The 16,071-nt window shown below is 61.4% G+C and carries 14 protein-coding genes; 10 read left to right on the top strand and 4 right to left on the bottom strand.

What is annotated here, in order from left to right; genetic code table 11:
• The first annotated feature begins 182 nt into the window (after positions 1–182).
• The 6 genes from gcvH (at position 183) to HBO19_RS02850 (ending at position 7,353) form a co-directional block, all read left to right on the top strand.
• Positions 183–566: a glycine cleavage system protein GcvH gene (gene gcvH / locus HBO19_RS02875; protein ID WP_169954682.1), complete on the top strand. Its 384-nt coding sequence runs from the start codon at positions 183–185 to the stop codon at positions 564–566.
• A 10-nt stretch (positions 567–576) separates the two neighbouring features.
• Positions 577–3,426 (top strand): aminomethyl-transferring glycine dehydrogenase, encoded by a 2,850-nt coding sequence (gene gcvP, locus HBO19_RS02870; RefSeq protein ID WP_170056860.1) that lies wholly within the window; start codon positions 577–579, stop codon positions 3,424–3,426.
• A 199-nt stretch (positions 3,427–3,625) separates the two neighbouring features.
• Positions 3,626–5,002, top strand: coding sequence for an L-serine ammonia-lyase (locus HBO19_RS02865; RefSeq protein ID WP_169954680.1), 1,377 nt, complete (start codon positions 3,626–3,628; stop codon positions 5,000–5,002).
• 39 nt (positions 5,003–5,041) lie between these two features.
• Positions 5,042–6,166: a glycine cleavage system aminomethyltransferase GcvT gene (gene gcvT / locus HBO19_RS02860; protein WP_170056859.1), complete on the top strand. Its 1,125-nt coding sequence runs from the start codon at positions 5,042–5,044 to the stop codon at positions 6,164–6,166.
• 389 nt (positions 6,167–6,555) lie between these two features.
• The gene (locus tag HBO19_RS02855) at positions 6,556–6,768 is read left to right on the top strand and encodes a cold-shock protein (protein ID WP_004887993.1); all 213 of its coding nucleotides are present in this window, start codon (positions 6,556–6,558) and stop codon (positions 6,766–6,768) included.
• Between the two features lie 96 nt (positions 6,769–6,864).
• Entirely contained in the window at positions 6,865–7,353 is a 489-nt protein-coding gene (locus HBO19_RS02850) for an RDD family protein (RefSeq protein WP_029300279.1), read from the top strand.
• Between the two features lie 150 nt (positions 7,354–7,503).
• Here HBO19_RS02850 and nadA read toward each other — a convergent pair whose 3' ends face one another.
• Positions 7,504–8,562, bottom strand: a complete 1,059-nt coding sequence (nadA, locus tag HBO19_RS02845; RefSeq protein ID WP_029300280.1) for a quinolinate synthase NadA — start codon at positions 8,560–8,562, stop codon at positions 7,504–7,506.
• 291 nt (positions 8,563–8,853) lie between these two features.
• On the opposite strand from nadA, the gene HBO19_RS02840 reads away from it, so the two are divergent.
• The 3 genes from HBO19_RS02840 to HBO19_RS02830 all read left to right on the top strand — a co-directional run bounded on the left by HBO19_RS02840 (position 8,854) and on the right by HBO19_RS02830 (position 12,809).
• The gene (locus HBO19_RS02840) at positions 8,854–9,378 is read left to right on the top strand and encodes a sigma-70 family RNA polymerase sigma factor (protein ID WP_170041902.1); all 525 of its coding nucleotides are present in this window, start codon (positions 8,854–8,856) and stop codon (positions 9,376–9,378) included.
• Positions 9,379–9,381: 3 nt separating this feature from the next.
• The gene (locus HBO19_RS02835) at positions 9,382–10,350 is read left to right on the top strand and encodes a FecR domain-containing protein (RefSeq protein ID WP_170056858.1); all 969 of its coding nucleotides are present in this window, start codon (positions 9,382–9,384) and stop codon (positions 10,348–10,350) included.
• A gap of 89 nt (positions 10,351–10,439) precedes the next feature.
• Positions 10,440–12,809 (top strand): TonB-dependent siderophore receptor, encoded by a 2,370-nt coding sequence (locus HBO19_RS02830; RefSeq protein ID WP_169954676.1) that lies wholly within the window; start codon positions 10,440–10,442, stop codon positions 12,807–12,809.
• Between the two features lie 11 nt (positions 12,810–12,820).
• On the opposite strand, the gene HBO19_RS02825 is transcribed toward HBO19_RS02830, so the two are convergent.
• Positions 12,821–13,711 (bottom strand): LysR family transcriptional regulator, encoded by an 891-nt coding sequence (locus HBO19_RS02825; protein WP_169954675.1) that lies wholly within the window; start codon positions 13,709–13,711, stop codon positions 12,821–12,823.
• A 108-nt stretch (positions 13,712–13,819) separates the two neighbouring features.
• Here HBO19_RS02825 and lldD point away from each other — a divergent pair, with 108 nt between their 5' ends.
• The gene (gene lldD / locus HBO19_RS02820; protein WP_170056857.1) at positions 13,820–14,962 is read left to right on the top strand and encodes an FMN-dependent L-lactate dehydrogenase LldD; all 1,143 of its coding nucleotides are present in this window, start codon (positions 13,820–13,822) and stop codon (positions 14,960–14,962) included.
• A gap of 10 nt (positions 14,963–14,972) precedes the next feature.
• On the opposite strand, the gene HBO19_RS02815 is transcribed toward lldD, so the two are convergent.
• Together HBO19_RS02815 and HBO19_RS02810 are read right to left on the bottom strand one after the other, a co-directional pair.
• On the bottom strand, positions 14,973–15,665 hold the full coding sequence (locus tag HBO19_RS02815; RefSeq protein WP_170056856.1) for an RES family NAD+ phosphorylase: 693 nt from the start codon (positions 15,663–15,665) through the stop codon (positions 14,973–14,975).
• Positions 15,659–16,063, bottom strand: a complete 405-nt coding sequence (locus tag HBO19_RS02810) for an antitoxin Xre-like helix-turn-helix domain-containing protein (protein ID WP_169954672.1) — start codon at positions 16,061–16,063, stop codon at positions 15,659–15,661. The genes HBO19_RS02815 and HBO19_RS02810 overlap by 7 nt, the downstream gene beginning before the upstream one ends.
• Between the last annotated feature and the right edge of the window lie 8 nt (positions 16,064–16,071).

Below are 16,071 nucleotides of genomic sequence, written 5' to 3'. Positions count from 1 at the left end.
AGATAGGCTTTTTTTCCGCCGTCGATCTGTAGCGATTTCGCTACATGATGGTTGATCAAATGTTTTTAGATTCATCACAACCATCTGATTTCTAACAATAAAATTATATTGGCCGCGTTTTTGCTAAGGACTTTCCCATTCTAATCCCGTCCACCAGACGATTCTGGCCCTGAGGAGTTTCCATGAGCGAATTGCGTTTTACTGAAGATCACGAATGGCTGCGCGCCGAAGCCGACGGCAGCGTCACCGTGGGTATTACCGCGTTCGCGCAAAACGCCCTGGGCGATGTGGTGTACGTGCAATTGCCTGAGCTGAAGGCCTACGACCAGGGTGCCGAAGCCTCCACCGTGGAGTCGGTCAAGGCTGCCAGCGGCGTGTACATGCCCCTGACCGGCGAAGTGCTGGAAGTGAACGACAAGCTCAGCGACAGCCCGGAGTTGGTCAACGAAGACCCGATGGGCGAAGGCTGGTTCTTCCGCTTTAAACCGGCTGATGCCACTGCGGTAGCTAAGCTGTTGGATCAGGACGCATACGACCGCCTGATCAAAGCCAACGCCCAAGCTTGAGGAGCGCGCCATGACCGTTAATTTGAGCACCGCCAACGAGTTTATCGCCCGCCATATCGGCCCGCGCCAGGATGACGAGCAGCAGATGCTCGCGACCCTGGGCTTTGATTCCCTCGAAGCCCTGAGCGCCAGCGTGATCCCGGAAAGCATCAAGGGCACCGCCGTGCTCGGCCTTAGCGATGGCCTGAGCGAAGCCGATGCCCTGGCCTCGATCAAGGCCATCGCCGCCAAGAACCAACTGTTCAAGACTTACATCGGCCAGGGCTACTACAACTGCCACACACCGTCGCCGATCCTGCGCAACCTCCTGGAAAACCCGGCCTGGTACACCGCCTACACGCCGTACCAGCCGGAGATTTCCCAGGGTCGCCTGGAAGCGCTGCTGAACTTCCAGACCCTGATCAGCGACCTCACCGGCCTGCCGATCGCCAACGCCTCCCTGCTCGACGAAGCCACCGCTGCCGCCGAAGCCATGACCTTCTGCAAGCGCCTGAGCAAGAACAAGGGCAGCAACGCGTTCTTCGCCTCGGTGCACAGCCACCCACAGACCCTCGACGTGCTGCGCACCCGTGCCGAGCCGTTGGGCATCGACGTGGTGGTGGGCGATGAGCGTGAACTGACCGACGTCAGCCCGTTCTTCGGCGCGCTGCTGCAATACCCGGCCAGCAACGGTGACGTGTTCGACTACCGCGAACTGACCGAACGCTTCCACGCCGCCAACGCCCTGGTGGCCGTGGCCGCCGACCTGCTGGCCCTGACCCTGCTGACCCCACCGGGTGAGTTCGGTGCCGACGTGGCCATCGGCAGTGCGCAACGCTTCGGCGTGCCGCTGGGCTTTGGTGGCCCGCACGCCGCTTACTTCTCCACCAAAGACGCATTCAAGCGCGATATGCCGGGGCGTCTGGTTGGCGTGTCCGTAGACCGTTTCGGCAAGCCGGCCCTGCGCCTGGCCATGCAGACCCGCGAGCAACATATCCGCCGTGAGAAGGCCACCAGTAACATCTGCACCGCCCAGGTACTGCTGGCCAACATCGCCAGCATGTACGCGGTGTACCACGGCCCCAAAGGCCTGGTGCAGATCGCCACGCGCATTCATCACCTGGCCGCGATCCTGGCCAGTGGCTTGACCGCGCTGGGCCTCAAGGTTGAACAAGAGACCTTCTTCGACACCCTGACCCTGGCCACCGGCGCCAACACTGCAGCCCTGCACGACCAGGCCCGTGCCCAGCGCATCAACCTGCGCGTCGTGGACGCGGCACGCCTGGGCCTGTCGGTGGACGAAACCACCACCCAGGCCGATATCGAAACCCTGTGGAGCGTGTTCGCAGGCGGCAAAGCCCTGCCGGACTTCGCCGCCCTTGCAGCCAGCGTCGACAGCACCCTGCCTGCCGCGCTGCTGCGCCAGTCGCCGATCCTCAGCCATCCGGTGTTCAACCGTTATCACTCGGAAACCGAGCTGATGCGCTACCTGCGCAAGCTGGCCGACAAGGACCTGGCGCTGGATCGCACCATGATCCCGCTGGGCTCGTGCACCATGAAGCTCAACGCCGCCAGTGAAATGATCCCGGTGACCTGGGCCGAGTTCGGCGCCCTGCACCCGTTCGCCCCGGCCGAGCAAAGCGCCGGCTACCTGCAACTGACCAGCGAACTGGAAGCCATGCTTTGCGCGGCCACCGGTTACGACGCGATCTCCCTGCAGCCGAACGCCGGCTCCCAAGGCGAGTACGCAGGCCTCTTGGCCATCCGTGCCTATCACCAGAGCCGTGGCGATGAACGTCGCGATATCTGCCTGATTCCTTCGTCGGCCCACGGCACCAACCCGGCCACCGCCAACATGGCCGGCATGCGTGTGGTCGTCACCGCCTGCGACGCCCGGGGCAACGTGGACATCGAAGACCTGCGCGCCAAGGCCATCGAGCACCGCGAACACCTCGCCGCACTGATGATCACCTACCCGTCGACCCACGGCGTGTTCGAGGAAGGCATCCGCGAAATCTGCGGGATCATCCATGACAACGGCGGCCAGGTGTATATCGACGGCGCCAACATGAACGCGATGGTCGGCCTGTGTGCCCCGGGCAAGTTCGGCGGCGACGTGTCGCACCTGAACCTGCACAAGACCTTCTGCATCCCCCATGGCGGTGGCGGCCCGGGTGTGGGCCCGATTGGCGTCAAGTCGCACCTCACGCCATTCCTGCCCGGCCACGCGGCCATGCAGCGCAAGGAAGGTGCGGTGTGTGCAGCACCGTTCGGCAGCGCGAGCATCCTGCCGATCACCTGGATGTACATCAGCATGATGGGCGGCGCGGGCCTCAAGCGCGCTTCGCAGTTGGCGATCCTCAATGCCAACTACATTTCCCGTCGCCTGGAAGAGCACTACCCGGTGCTGTACACCGGCAGCAACGGCCTGGTGGCCCACGAATGCATCCTGGACCTGCGCCCACTCAAGGACAGCAGTGGCATCAGCGTGGATGACGTGGCCAAGCGCCTGATCGACTTTGGGTTCCATGCGCCGACCATGTCGTTCCCGGTGGCTGGCACGTTGATGATCGAGCCGACCGAAAGCGAATCCAAGGAAGAACTGGACCGCTTCTGCGACGCCATGATCGCCATCCGCGAAGAGATCCGCGCCGTGGAAAACGGCACGTTGGACAAGGACGACAACCCGCTGAAAAACGCTCCGCACACGGCAGCTGAAATCGTCGGTGAATGGAGCCATCCGTACAGCCGTGAACAAGCGGTGTATCCGGTAGCGTCGCTGATCGAAGGCAAGTACTGGCCGCCGGTGGGCCGGGTCGACAACGTGTTTGGCGATCGCAACCTGGTGTGTGCGTGCCCCTCGATCGAGAGCTACGCGTAACCTGAGCGGTAGAACGCGGTCAATGTGGGAGCTGGCTTGTCGGGTCGACGCATCGCCGCGATAGCGGTGTATCAGTAACAGAAATGTTGCCTGACCCACCGCTATCGCGGCGATGCGGCGACCCGACAAGCCCGGCTCCCACAGGGATCGGGTACAACCGAAAATCTGCGCCCAATAATAAGAAACCGGAGAACAACTCATGTCTTTAAGCGTGTTCGACCTGTTCAAGATTGGCATCGGCCCCTCAAGCTCTCACACCGTCGGCCCGATGCGTGCCGCCGCCCGCTTCGTCGAGGGCCTCAAGCGCGATAACCTGCTGGGCGCCACCGCCAGCATCAAGGTGGAGCTCTACGGATCTCTGGGTGCCACCGGCAAAGGCCACGGCAGCGACAAGGCCGTGTTGCTGGGCCTGGAAGGCGAACACCCGGACACCGTGAACACTGAAACCGTGGCCGCACGCCTGGCACAGATGCGCAGCGACGGTCGCTTGAACCTGCTCGGTGAACACAGCATTGCGTTCAACGAGAAAGAACACCTGGCGATGATTCGCAAACCCCTCGCCTATCACCCCAACGGCATGATCTTTCGTGCGTTTGACGCCGCCGGCATCCAGATTCGCAGCCGCGAGTACTACTCGGTGGGCGGCGGTTTTGTGGTGGATGAAGACGCCGCCGGCGCCGACCGGATCGTCGAAGATGCCACGCCCCTGACCTTCCCCTTCAAGCACGCCAAGGATTTGCTCGGCCATTGCACCACGTATGGGCTGTCCATCAGCCAGGTGATGCTGACCAACGAAAGCGCCTGGCGCCCGGAAGCCGAGACCCGCAGCGGCCTGCTGAAGATCTGGCAGGTCATGCAGGACTGCGTGGCCGCCGGCTGTCGCAATGAAGGGATCCTGCCCGGGGGCTTGAAGGTCAAGCGCCGTGCGGCCGCGCTGCATCGCCAACTGTGCAAGAACCCGGAATCGGCGCTGCGCGACCCGCTGTCGGTGCTGGATTGGGTCAACCTGTATGCCCTGGCGGTCAATGAAGAAAACGCCAACGGCGGGCGCGTGGTCACGGCGCCCACCAACGGTGCCGCCGGGATCGTGCCGGCGGTATTGCATTACTACATGCGCTTTATTCCCGGTGCCAATGAAGACGGCGTGGTGCGCTTCCTGCTCACCGCCGCGGCCATCGGCATCCTCTACAAAGAAAACGCCTCGATCTCCGGGGCTGAGGTCGGCTGCCAGGGCGAAGTGGGCGTGGCCTGTTCCATGGCCGCCGGGGCCTTGTGCGAAGTGCTGGGCGGCACGGTTTCCCAGGTGGAAAACGCCGCTGAAATCGGCATGGAGCACAACCTCGGCCTGACCTGCGACCCGATTGGCGGTTTGGTGCAGGTGCCCTGCATCGAGCGCAACGCCATGGGCTCGGTGAAGGCGATCAATGCGGTGCGCATGGCCTTGCGCGGCGACGGGCAGCACTTCGTGTCCCTCGACAAGGTGATCCGCACCATGCGCCAGACCGGCGCCGATATGAAAAGCAAATACAAGGAAACCGCCCGTGGCGGTTTGGCAGTCAACATTATCGAGTGCTGATGCTTATAAATGCGCCAGCACGTTTTTCAGGAGCTGAATATGTCCACCCAAACCCTGTTGAAAACCCCGCTGCACGCCCTGCATCTTGAACTGGGCGCGCGCATGGTGCCGTTCGCCGGCTATGACATGCCGGTGCAATACCCTCTGGGCGTGATGAAAGAACACCAGCACACCCGTGAGCAGGCCGGGCTGTTCGATGTGTCGCACATGGGCCAGATCCGCCTGACCGGCGCCAACGCCGCCAAGGCCCTGGAAACCCTGGTGCCGGTGGATATCATCGATCTGCCCGTGGGCATGCAGCGCTACGCCATGTTCACCAACGATCAGGGCGGCATCCTCGATGACCTGATGGTCGCCAATCTGGGTAACGACGAGCTGTTTCTGGTGGTCAACGCCGCCTGCAAGGATCAGGACCTGGCGCACCTACGTCAGCATCTGGGCGAGCAATGCCAGATCGAGCCGCTGTTTGAAGAACGCGCCCTGCTGGCCCTGCAAGGCCCGGCGGCAGTCAAGGTGCTGGCGCGCCTGGCACCGGAAGTGACCAAGATGACCTTTATGCAATTTGCTCCCCTGCGCCTGCTGGGGGTGGAGTGCTACGTCAGCCGTTCCGGCTATACCGGCGAAGACGGCTTTGAAATCTCGGTACCTGCGGCCAACGCCGAGAGCCTGGCCCGCAGCCTGCTGGCCGAAGCCGAAGTTGAAGCCATTGGCCTGGGCGCCCGCGACTCCCTGCGCCTGGAAGCCGGCCTGTGCCTCTATGGCCACGATATGAACACCGAGACCACGCCGATTGAGGCCAGCCTGCTGTGGGCGATTTCCAAGGTGCGTCGTGCCGACGGCGCGCGTGCCGGCGGTTTCCCGGGCGCAGACCGGATCTTCACTCAGCAGCAGACCGGCGTCAGCCGCAAGCGCGTCGGCCTGCTGCCCCAGGAACGTACGCCGGTGCGTGAAGGTGCAGAAATTGTCGACGAACACGGCACCGTAATCGGCAGCGTGTGCAGCGGCGGCTTTGGCCCCAGCCTCGGCGGCCCGCTCGCCATGGGCTACCTCGACACGGCCTTTACCGCGCTGGATTGCGAAGTCTCAGCGCTGGTGCGTGGGAAAAAGGTGCCACTTCGTGTAAGTAAAACGCCATTCGTGCCACAACGTTACTACCGTGGCTGATTGACTGTTCCTATAAGTAACGCGGTTGTGTTCATTTGCACTAATCTGTAACGCAACCGCCATAAAACAGTGCACTGACGATAGTCAATGTTATGTCGATTAACCTATAACAAGTGATCCACGCTATCGAATAACACAGCCCGACAATAGTTGACCGAAGTGTCGTGAAGGCGAGTAAATACGCGGCTTGCAGAGGGCTTGTTTTTTCTGTCTTAGTTGTCGTAGAGTTTGCTCACTGTGTTTGCATGGGTCGCTTGGAACCTGGACCTGGGCAGTAGCCAAAGTTCGCTACAACCCGTTCGACGTCTCTTACTTTCCTGCAACCCAGCCCAGTACTCTTTCAGGTGAAAGGGGCTGTCATTAATTTTTAGCGTCAAGGAAATAAGAAAATGGCTGAACGTCAGAGCGGTACCGTCAAGTGGTTTAACGACGAGAAAGGGTTTGGTTTTATCACTCCAGAAAGCGGTGCGGACCTGTTCGTGCATTTCCGCGCTATCCAAGGCAACGGCTTCAAGAGCCTGAAAGAAGGCCAGAAAGTGACCTTCATCGCTGTGCAGGGCCAAAAAGGCATGCAGGCTGACGAAGTACAAGCAGAAGGCTGATCCTTACTGCGACAAAAAGCCTCTGGTGGTGACATCAGAGGCTTTTTTATGTGCGTTTGTCCGTAAAATGGCTTTTTTCCTCCAGAGAGCCGAGCCATGTCGAAACACCTGCTGAGCCCCCAAGGCGAATTCCCCGCCGTTGGCCTGGGCCGTCGTCTGGCAGCGATGTTCTATGACTTCCTGTTATGTACCGCCCTGCTGATCGTCACTGCCTTCCTCTATAAGCTGGTGTGGATCGCCTTTGTGGGTGAAGCAAAAATGCGCACGCTCTCGGAATCCGGTGCGCTGGACGGTGATCCGCTGCTGTCGACGATTCTGTTTTTTGTACTGTTTGGTTTCTTTGCCAAGTTCTGGACCCATTCCGGGCAGACGTTGGGTATGCAAGTGTGGGGCGTACGCGTGCAGAACGCGGACGGCTCGCGCATCAGCCTGTGGCAGGCGCTGTTGCGTTTTGTGGTGTCGATTGCATCGTGGTTATGCGCGGGGCTGGGGTTTATCTGGTCGCTGGTGGACAAGAAACAGCGGGCTTGGCATGACATCTATTCCGACACGCAGCTGGTGCGGATCCCGAAGAAAAAGAAATAACTCCAGGCCAATGAGATCCAAATGTGGGAGCGGGCTTGTCGGGTCGCCGCATCGCCGCGATGGCGGTGTGTCAGTCACTACATGTGCAGACTGATCCACCGCTATCGCGGGCAAGCCCGCTCCCACATTTTTTACTGCATCTGCCGTGGATCAGGCGTTGCCCGCCAGCTTCAGGCGTGCCGCCTGGGTAAAGTCCAGCATGCGCTTGAGCGGGCGCACGGCATGGGGGATCAACGAGGGTTCGACAAAGATCTCGTTGCTGCCTTCACGCAGGCATTGCAACGTGCGCTCCAGGGTATTCATCGCCATCCACGGGCAGTGCGCGCAACTGCGGCACGCCGCGCCGTTACCGGCGGTTGGCGCTTCGACAAACACCTTGTCCGGGCACAGCTGCTGCATCTTGTAGAAAATGCCCCGGTCGGTGGCGACGATAAACGTCTTGTTCGGCAAGCGCTGCGCCGCCGCGATCAACTGGCTGGTGGACCCCACGGCGTCGGCCAACTCGATGACCGAGGTCGGTGACTCCGGGTGCACCAGGATCGCGGCATCCGGGTACAGCGCCTTCATGTCTTCCAACTGCTTGGACTTGAACTCTTCGTGGACGATGCAGGCACCGTCCCACAGCAGCATGTCGGCACCGGTCTGGCGCTGGATATAGGTGCCCAGGTGCTTGTCCGGGCCCCAGATAATGGTCTCGCCGTTATCCATCAGGCTTTCGACGATTTCCAGGGCACAGCTGGAGGTCACCACCCAATCGGCCCGGGCCTTGACCGCCGCCGACGTGTTGGCATACACCACCACGGTGCGCTCCGGATGCTGGTCGCAGAACGCCGAGAACTCTTCCACCGGGCAGCCAAGGTCCAGGGAGCACGTGGCTTCCAGGGTGGGCATCAGGATGCGTTTTTCAGGGGTGAGGATTTTCGCCGTCTCGCCCATGAAGCGCACGCCGGCGACCAGCACGGTCTTGGCCGGGTGGGCGGCGCCGAAGCGGGCCATTTCCAGGGAGTCGGAAACACAACCGCCGGTTTCTTCGGCCAGGGCCTGAATCACCGGGTCACAGTAAAAGTGCGCCACCAGCACCGCGTCTTGAGCCTTTAGCTCGGCAGCAATGGCAGAACGTAAGCTTGCCTCTTGCTCGGCACTGAGCACCTTGGGTTGCTTGGCATCGAGGTGGGCTTGGACCAGAAGGCGTTCGGAAATTTGCGTCATGTTCGCAAGACCTGCAGGCGCAGTTGCGCGAAAGTCGAGTGTACCACCGGCTCTGGAGCCCTTCGGGCGCCGCCGGACGAAGTGATTGTGTTCATCAAGCACGGGTTAAAGTGAAGCTGCGCAAGGCTACAGAATATCGATTGGATTCAAAAGCCTAATCTGGGATTGGCGGTGCCATGGAAAAGACCCACTTGCGCCAGTTGTGAAGAAACCTCGACAAAGGGTAGCATTGAGAATAATTACCATTAGCTCATCCAGGCGCTGAACCTGATGACGGAGTGCGCTCGCGGCATGCCTCAATCTCCTGATCCTTCCGATGTCGGCTGGCTCTATCAAGAGCACCACGGCTGGGTGCGCGCCTGGCTGCACAAGAAACTGGGCAATACCAGCGACGCCGCCGAGTTGGCCCACGATGTGTTCGTGCGGCTGCTGGTCAAACCCAGAGCCTTCAATAGCGAGGGGCACGCACGGGCGTACCTGAGTGCGATTTCCCGACATGTGTGCGTAGACTTCTGGCGGCGCCAGCGGGTCGAACGGGCCTGGCTGGAGGTATTGGCCAGCCGCCCCGAACACTGCATGCCGTCGGAAGAACACCGGGCCATGGTGCTGGAGGCCCTGCAGCAGGTGCAGGCAATGCTCGAGCGCCTGCCACGCAACGTCGCCCAGGCCTTTATGCTCGCGCAACTGCAAGGCCTGAGTTACCAGGCCATCGCCGATCAATTGGGCGTCAGCGCCCGCACCGTCACCCATTACATGTCCCAAGCCATGTTCCAGTGCCTGTTGCTGGAAGCGGAACTGGACGAGGCATTGAGCTGATCGATGCCGGCCCCCACACCTGACCATCAAACCCTGCAGGAAGCCGCCGACTGGTTCGCCCGTCTGAGCAGCGAACCGCACAACCTGGCGCAGCAGCACGCCTGGCAGCAATGGCTCGACCGCAGTGACAGCCATCGCCAGGCCTGGCGCTATGTGGAACGGGTCAGTCAGCGCTTCGCCCCGTTGCAGGACGACAGGGAGACGGCCAGCCGCACATTGCAGGCCCTGCATCACACCCCCACTTCGCGACGCCAGGTGCTGCGCACCCTGTCGGTCATCAGCGGCGGGCTGTTGCTGGGTGGGCTTGCCTGGCGCCACGCGGCACTGACCGAACAGCTCCTGGCCTGGCAGGCAGGTTATCGCACAAGCACCGGGGAAATCCTCGAACGGACCCTGGCCGACGGCTCGCGTATCTGGCTCAACAGCGCCACCGCGCTGGATGTTGCGCTAAGCACCTCACAACGCAGCCTGCGCTTGTACGAAGGTGAAGTCCTGATCGCGACCGGAAGCGACCCGCGCCCGTTTATCGTGCACACCGCCCAAGGCAGCCTGTCCCCCCTGGGTACCAGGTTCAGTGTGCGCGAACGGGCTGCGCGCACCCAGCTCAATGTCTATGAGGGGGCGGTGCAGGTTCGTTGCGCCGCAAGCCATCACACCCGCGTGGCCAAGGCCGGCCAAGGGCTGTCATTCGACAGTCACGGCACCACGCCTCCCGAGCCTGCGCAACCCGGGCGCGAGTCATGGAGCAAGGGGATCCTGCTGGCGCAAGACATGCCCTTGCCACAGTTTATCGAGGAGCTGGCCGACTACCGTCGCGGGCACCTGGGGCTCGACCCTGGCCTCGCACACCTGCGAGTCATGGGCACGTTCCCGTTGCACGATACCGATCAGGTCCTGGCCATGCTTGAAGGCGTATTGCCGATTCGCATGGAGCAGACGTTCCCTGGCTGGACCACCGTGAAGCCGCGCTAGATATTTTTATACCGGCACTTCCTGATTTTCATTCTCATTCGATTTAGCTAGTGACGATGGCTTGATGCCACCCCCAAAAGGATCCCAAGATGTCACTACGCCCCCATTCCCCGCTGCACGTATTGGCCTATTCGGTGGCTATCACCCTGAGCAGCCTCAGCCCTGCCGCCTGGGCCGAAGACCAGCATTACCAGATTGCCGCCGGGCCACTGGCCAGCCAACTGAACCTGCTCTCGGCCCAGGCCGGGATTTACCTTGCGGGAGATGCCACCCTTACCAACGGCAAAACCAGCCAGGCCATCAACGGTACATTTTCCGTCGACCAGGCATTGCAATTGCTGCTGGCCGACACCGGCCTGATCGCCGTGCCCGTAGGCGAAGGTCGTTATCAGTTACAGGCGGCCCCAACCTCCTCCTCCGCCCTGGAGTTGAGTAGTACCACCATTTCCGGCAAGGCGCCGGGGTCCACCAGTGAAGGTAATGGCTCCTACACCGCCTACTCCTCCAGCAGTTCTACGCGGCTCAACCTGACCCAGAAAGAAACCCCACAGTCGGTCACGGTGATCACCCGCCAACGCCTGGACGATCAGAAACTCAACAACCTCACCGATGTACTTGAAGCCAGCCCCGGGATCGCCGTGACCCGCGCCGGCCTGGGGACCGAGAATGACAGCTACTGGTCCCGTGGTTTCCAGATCCAGAACTTCGAGATCGACGGCGTCCCCACCTCGACCCGCATGGACAACTACACCCAGAGCACGGCCATGTACGACCGCGTGGAAATCGTGCGCGGCGCCACTGGCCTGATCAGCGGCATGGGCAACCCCTCGGCGACCATCAACCTGATTCGCAAACGCCCCACGGCCCAAGCCCAGGCGAGCATCACCGCCGAAGCCGGTAGCTGGGACCGCTATGGCACCGGTGTCGATGTCTCCGGGCCACTGACCGAGACCGGCAACATCCGCGGGCGCCTGGTGCTGGACTACAAGACCGAGCAGGCCTGGGTCGATCGCTTCAAGCAGGATTCACAACTGATCTACGGCATCACCGAGTTCGACCTCAGCGACGCCACCCTGCTGACTGCCGGCTTCAGCTACCAGAAGACCCAGGTGGATGCGCCCCTGCGCGGCGGCTACCAGACGCTGTTCAGCGATGGCCAGAAAACCCACATGAAGCGCTCCCTCAACAGTGCGCCGAACTGGTCGTATAACGACCATGACCAGACCAACTACTTCACTTCCATCGAACACCAGTTCGATAACGGCTGGAGCGGCAAGATCGAATACGGTCACACCGAGAACAAGTTCGACGAGTTCTTTTCGTTCACCATCGGCAGTCTCGACCAGGCCACCGGCTCCGGCGCCTCGTTGTTGCCGGTGCGCTGGTCAGGCACGCCGCGCCAGGACAGCCTCGACGCCTACTTCACCGGACCGTTTTCCGCGTTCGGTCGCGAACATGAGCTGATCACCGGCATCACTGCCACCGATTACGAGGAACACACCCCCAACTACAACGACTGGCTGTGGGACTACGGCTTCAAGGTGCCGGACTACCGCACCTGGAACGGTGACTCGCCCAAACCCGCTACGCCAGTGGTGGGTAAAGGCAGCATCCGCGAGAAACAATACGCCGCCTACCTCACGTCGCGCCTACACCTGAGCGACGACTTGAGCCTGATCCTCGGCGGGCGGCTGACCGACTGGAAGCGCGATACCAACACCCTGCTGTATGGCGCCGGAACCAGTTCGGTCAAGGAGCGGGAAACCGGCGTGTTCATTCCGTACACCGGGGTGGTCTACGACCTGGACCACAACTGGTCGCTGTATGCCAGCTACACCAAGATCTTCAACCCGCAAGCCTCCTACGTGCGCGACATCAACCGCGGCGCGCTGCCACCCCTGGAGGGCAAGGGTTATGAAGTCGGGATCAAGGGCAGTTTCTACGATGAGCAACTGAACGCCAGCCTGGCGCTATTTCGGCTTGAGCAAGACAACCTGGCGGTGTGGCAGTCCGACACCCAGGCCTATCGCATCGAACAAAGCGCCAAGACCCAAGGCGTCGAACTGGAAATGAACGGCGAGCTGGGCGAAGGCTGGCAGGCGTCGGCCGGCTATGCCTACAGCGTCACCACCGATGCCGATGACAAGCGCATCGTCACCGCGCTGCCGCGCCATATGCTCAAGACCTTCACCTCCTATCGCCTGCCAGGCATGCTCGACAAAGTCACTGTTGGCGGTGGCGTGAACTGGCAGACCAAGACCGGTGAGGACTTGCACTATTACCACCAGGGCAGCTATGCCATCGCCAACCTGATGGCCCGCTACGATATCTCGAAAAACCTCAGTGCCACGGTCAACCTCAACAACGTCTTTGACCGCGAGTACTACGCCCGGGTGTACTCAGAAGGGGTGTATGGCGCGCCGCGCAACTTCATGACCAGCCTCAAGTACAACTTCTGAAGCAGGCTGTGCTAGCGCGCGGGAACGTTACCCATCTCGGTCGCCAGGTCCAGCCAGGCCCGCGCTGCAGGCGGCAAGTGAGCATTACGCCGCCAGGTCAGGGCGATATGCCAGTCGGTCTGGGGCTCATCCAGGGATATCAGGGCAATGCCGGCATGCAGGTGCTTGTAGGCCAGCATGCGCGGCAGGAAGGCGACTCCCAGGCCCGCGCCGACCAGGTCGACGATAAAGTCGATCTGGGCACTGCGCACCGAAACCTTCGGCGATACGCCCCGCCGCTCGCAGGCGGAAAGGATGATGCGGTTCAGGGCAAATCCAGCTTCGAACAGTATGAACGGCGAGTCGGACAAGTCGGAAAAATCCACACTGTCGCGCCCGGCCAATGGATGGCTGCTGGGCAGGACCACCATCAATGGCTCGACGCGCACGTCCTGATACTCAAACTCGCCCTCCACCGGCACCAGTAGCGCGGCTACATCCACCTCCCCCGCTTGCAGGCACTCAGCCAGCTTCTTGCTGCCATGCTCGATCAGCTCGATCTCGATCTGCGGATAACGCTGGCGGTACACCGCAAACATCGCCGCAAACAGTTCACCACTGCCCACCGGCGGCAAGCCAATACGCAGCACGCCGCGCTTGAGCCCCAGCAGGTCATTGATCTCGGCCACCAGGTCACTGCGCTCGGCAAGCAACACCAGGGCGCGACGGTAGGCAATTTCACCCGCGGCTGTCAGTTCGTTCTTGTGGCCGATGCGGCTGAACAACGGTGTGCCTAACTCCTCTTCCAGGGTCTTGACCGCTTTGCTGACACTCGATTGCGTGAGCGAAACCATCTCGGCCGCTTGTGAGAAACTGCCTTGGCGCACCACTTCGACAAAGGCTCGCAGCGTTCGCAGATTCATGACTATTCCATTTGCGACTTGAATGAAGTTGGAAAAGTTGTTTTTACCATGAAAAGCCTTTGACTATCCTCCACCCACCGTTTTCTTTATTCCGGGGCCTCACTGTTCATGATCATTTCGTCTGCATCGGATTACCGCGAAGCCGCACGTCGCAAACTGCCGCGTTTCCTGTTCGACTACATTGACGGTGGCGCGTACGCCGAGCACACCCTCAAGGCCAACAGTTCGGACCTGGCAGACATCAGCCTGCGCCAGCGCGTCCTGCGCAACGTCGAGAGCCTGAGCCTGGAAACCACCCTGTTCGACCAACCGCTGGCGATGCCGGTGGTCATGAGCCCGGTGGGCCTGACCGGCATGTTTGCCCGGCGCGGAGAAGTGCAGGTGGCCAATGCGGCGGCCAATAAAGGCATTCCTTTTTGCCTGTCGACCGTGTCTGTGTGCCCTATCGAGGAAGTAGCGTCGCAGACTGCGCAGTCGATCTGGTTTCAACTGTATGTGTTGAAAGACCGTGGCTTCATGAAAAACGCCCTGGAGCGTGCGCAAGCCGCCGGGGTGAAAACCCTGGTGTTCACCGTCGACATGCCCACCCCCGGCGCCCGCTACCGCGATGCCCACTCCGGCATGTCCGGCCCGTACGCCGCCCAGCGACGCATGTTGCAGGCAGTGACCAAACCGGCCTGGGCGTTTGATGTGGGGCTGATGGGACGCCCGCACGACCTGGGCAACATCTCCAAATACCTCGGCAAGCCGACCCACCTTGAAGACTACATCGGCTGGCTGGCCACCAACTTCGACCCCTCCATCAGTTGGAAAGACCTGGAGTGGATCCGCGAATTCTGGAAAGGCCCGATGATCATCAAGGGCATCCTCGACCCACAGGACGCCAAGGATGCGGTGAGCTTCGGTGCCGACGGCATCGTCGTGTCCAACCACGGCGGTCGCCAGCTCGATGGCGTGCTGTCCACCGCCAAGGCCCTGCCCGAGATCGCCCAGGCAGTGGGCAGCGACCTTACGGTGCTGGTGGACTCCGGGGTGCGTTCGGGGCTGGACGTGGTGCGCATGCTCGCCCTCGGCGCCCGGGGCGTATTGCTGGGACGAGCGCCTGCCTACGCTTTGGCCGCTGATGGCCAGCGCGGTGTAGAGAATTTGCTGGAGATCTTTGCCAAGGAAATGCGCGTGGCCATGACCCTGACCGGGGTTACGTCGATTGCGCAGATCGATGAGTCAATCCTGGTGCGCGGGCAGCTCTGACCCGCCAGCGTCAGGCTTCGCTGATTTTGCTGACACTGGTGATCTGCCCATTCCAGACCATCTCGTAATGGGCGGCCTGGACAATCGACGACACCGGCCTGGGCGTCAGCAACGCCCAGCAGTGATCGCCTTCTGAGCGCACCGACAGGTAACGCAGGCCGGGACAACCGGCCTTCTTCAGCGCGCCGCCCAAGCGCTGGGCGTGGCTGTAGTCGTCAGGGTCGTAGATCGGATCGCTCATCGGCACCGACGCCGCATCCTTCATCGAGTCACCAGCAAAGCTGCACGACAACCCGCGAAAGACAAAGCGCTCATAGTTAAGGCCGTGGACCCCGGACCAATACTGGTTCTGGTGATGACGCACCTCTGCCAGCGCCGTTTCGATGGTGGCCGCCAGGTACAGCACGCCAAAATCCCCAGCGCTGAAACGCGATCCGGCCGGATTGACGTGGGTGAACGGCGCAATCGCGTAGGAGCATCCCACAATCCCGAAGGGGATTTCCCTACGGGGTATCAGCTCGATACGACCCAGCTCATTGCCCAGCCGCGGGTTGGTCAGGGCCTGGATCTGATAAAGCGCCTCAAATTCGTCGGCATCCGCCACATCGTCAAACAACGCAATCGGCGGGAATTTGGAATTGACCAGGCGATAGGCCTGCAACGGCCCGCTGGGCAAATCGCCCAACTGGCTCACCGTCACCATTGCGCACCGCGCAGCACATCGATCCGGCGGAAGGTTTCGTACAGGGAAATCATGTCGCCCTGGGCCATGATCTCCAGGGGTGAGCGCCCGTTGAAGAAGCTGTTGTGGTTGGCCATTGCAGGGAAGCCGTACACATTCTCGGGGTTATCGAACACCATGCGCAGCGTGGCATGGATGTTCAGCACAAAGCTGATGCGCTGCATCTGGTCGGAATCCAGGCTCACGGACCACGCGGCCTCGCGCTGTCGGGCGCGGGTGTAAGTGCTGCGCGAAATACGCAGGATGCGGCAGGCCTGGTCGCTGCTGGCCTGCCATTTTTCCAGGATGCTCACGGCCGCCCGGAGTCCGGCGACACATTGCTGGCGGGTAAACGGCTGTGCTTGCAGGGCTAGGCTCATGGTTGCCA

The organism is Pseudomonas sp. WS 5021 (assembly GCF_012985535.1).
In the GTDB taxonomy this organism is placed as follows: Bacteria; Pseudomonadota; Gammaproteobacteria; order Pseudomonadales; family Pseudomonadaceae; genus Aquipseudomonas.
The sequence above is the reverse complement of the archived record's forward strand: the minus strand, read 5'-3'. Positions and strand labels throughout refer to the sequence as shown.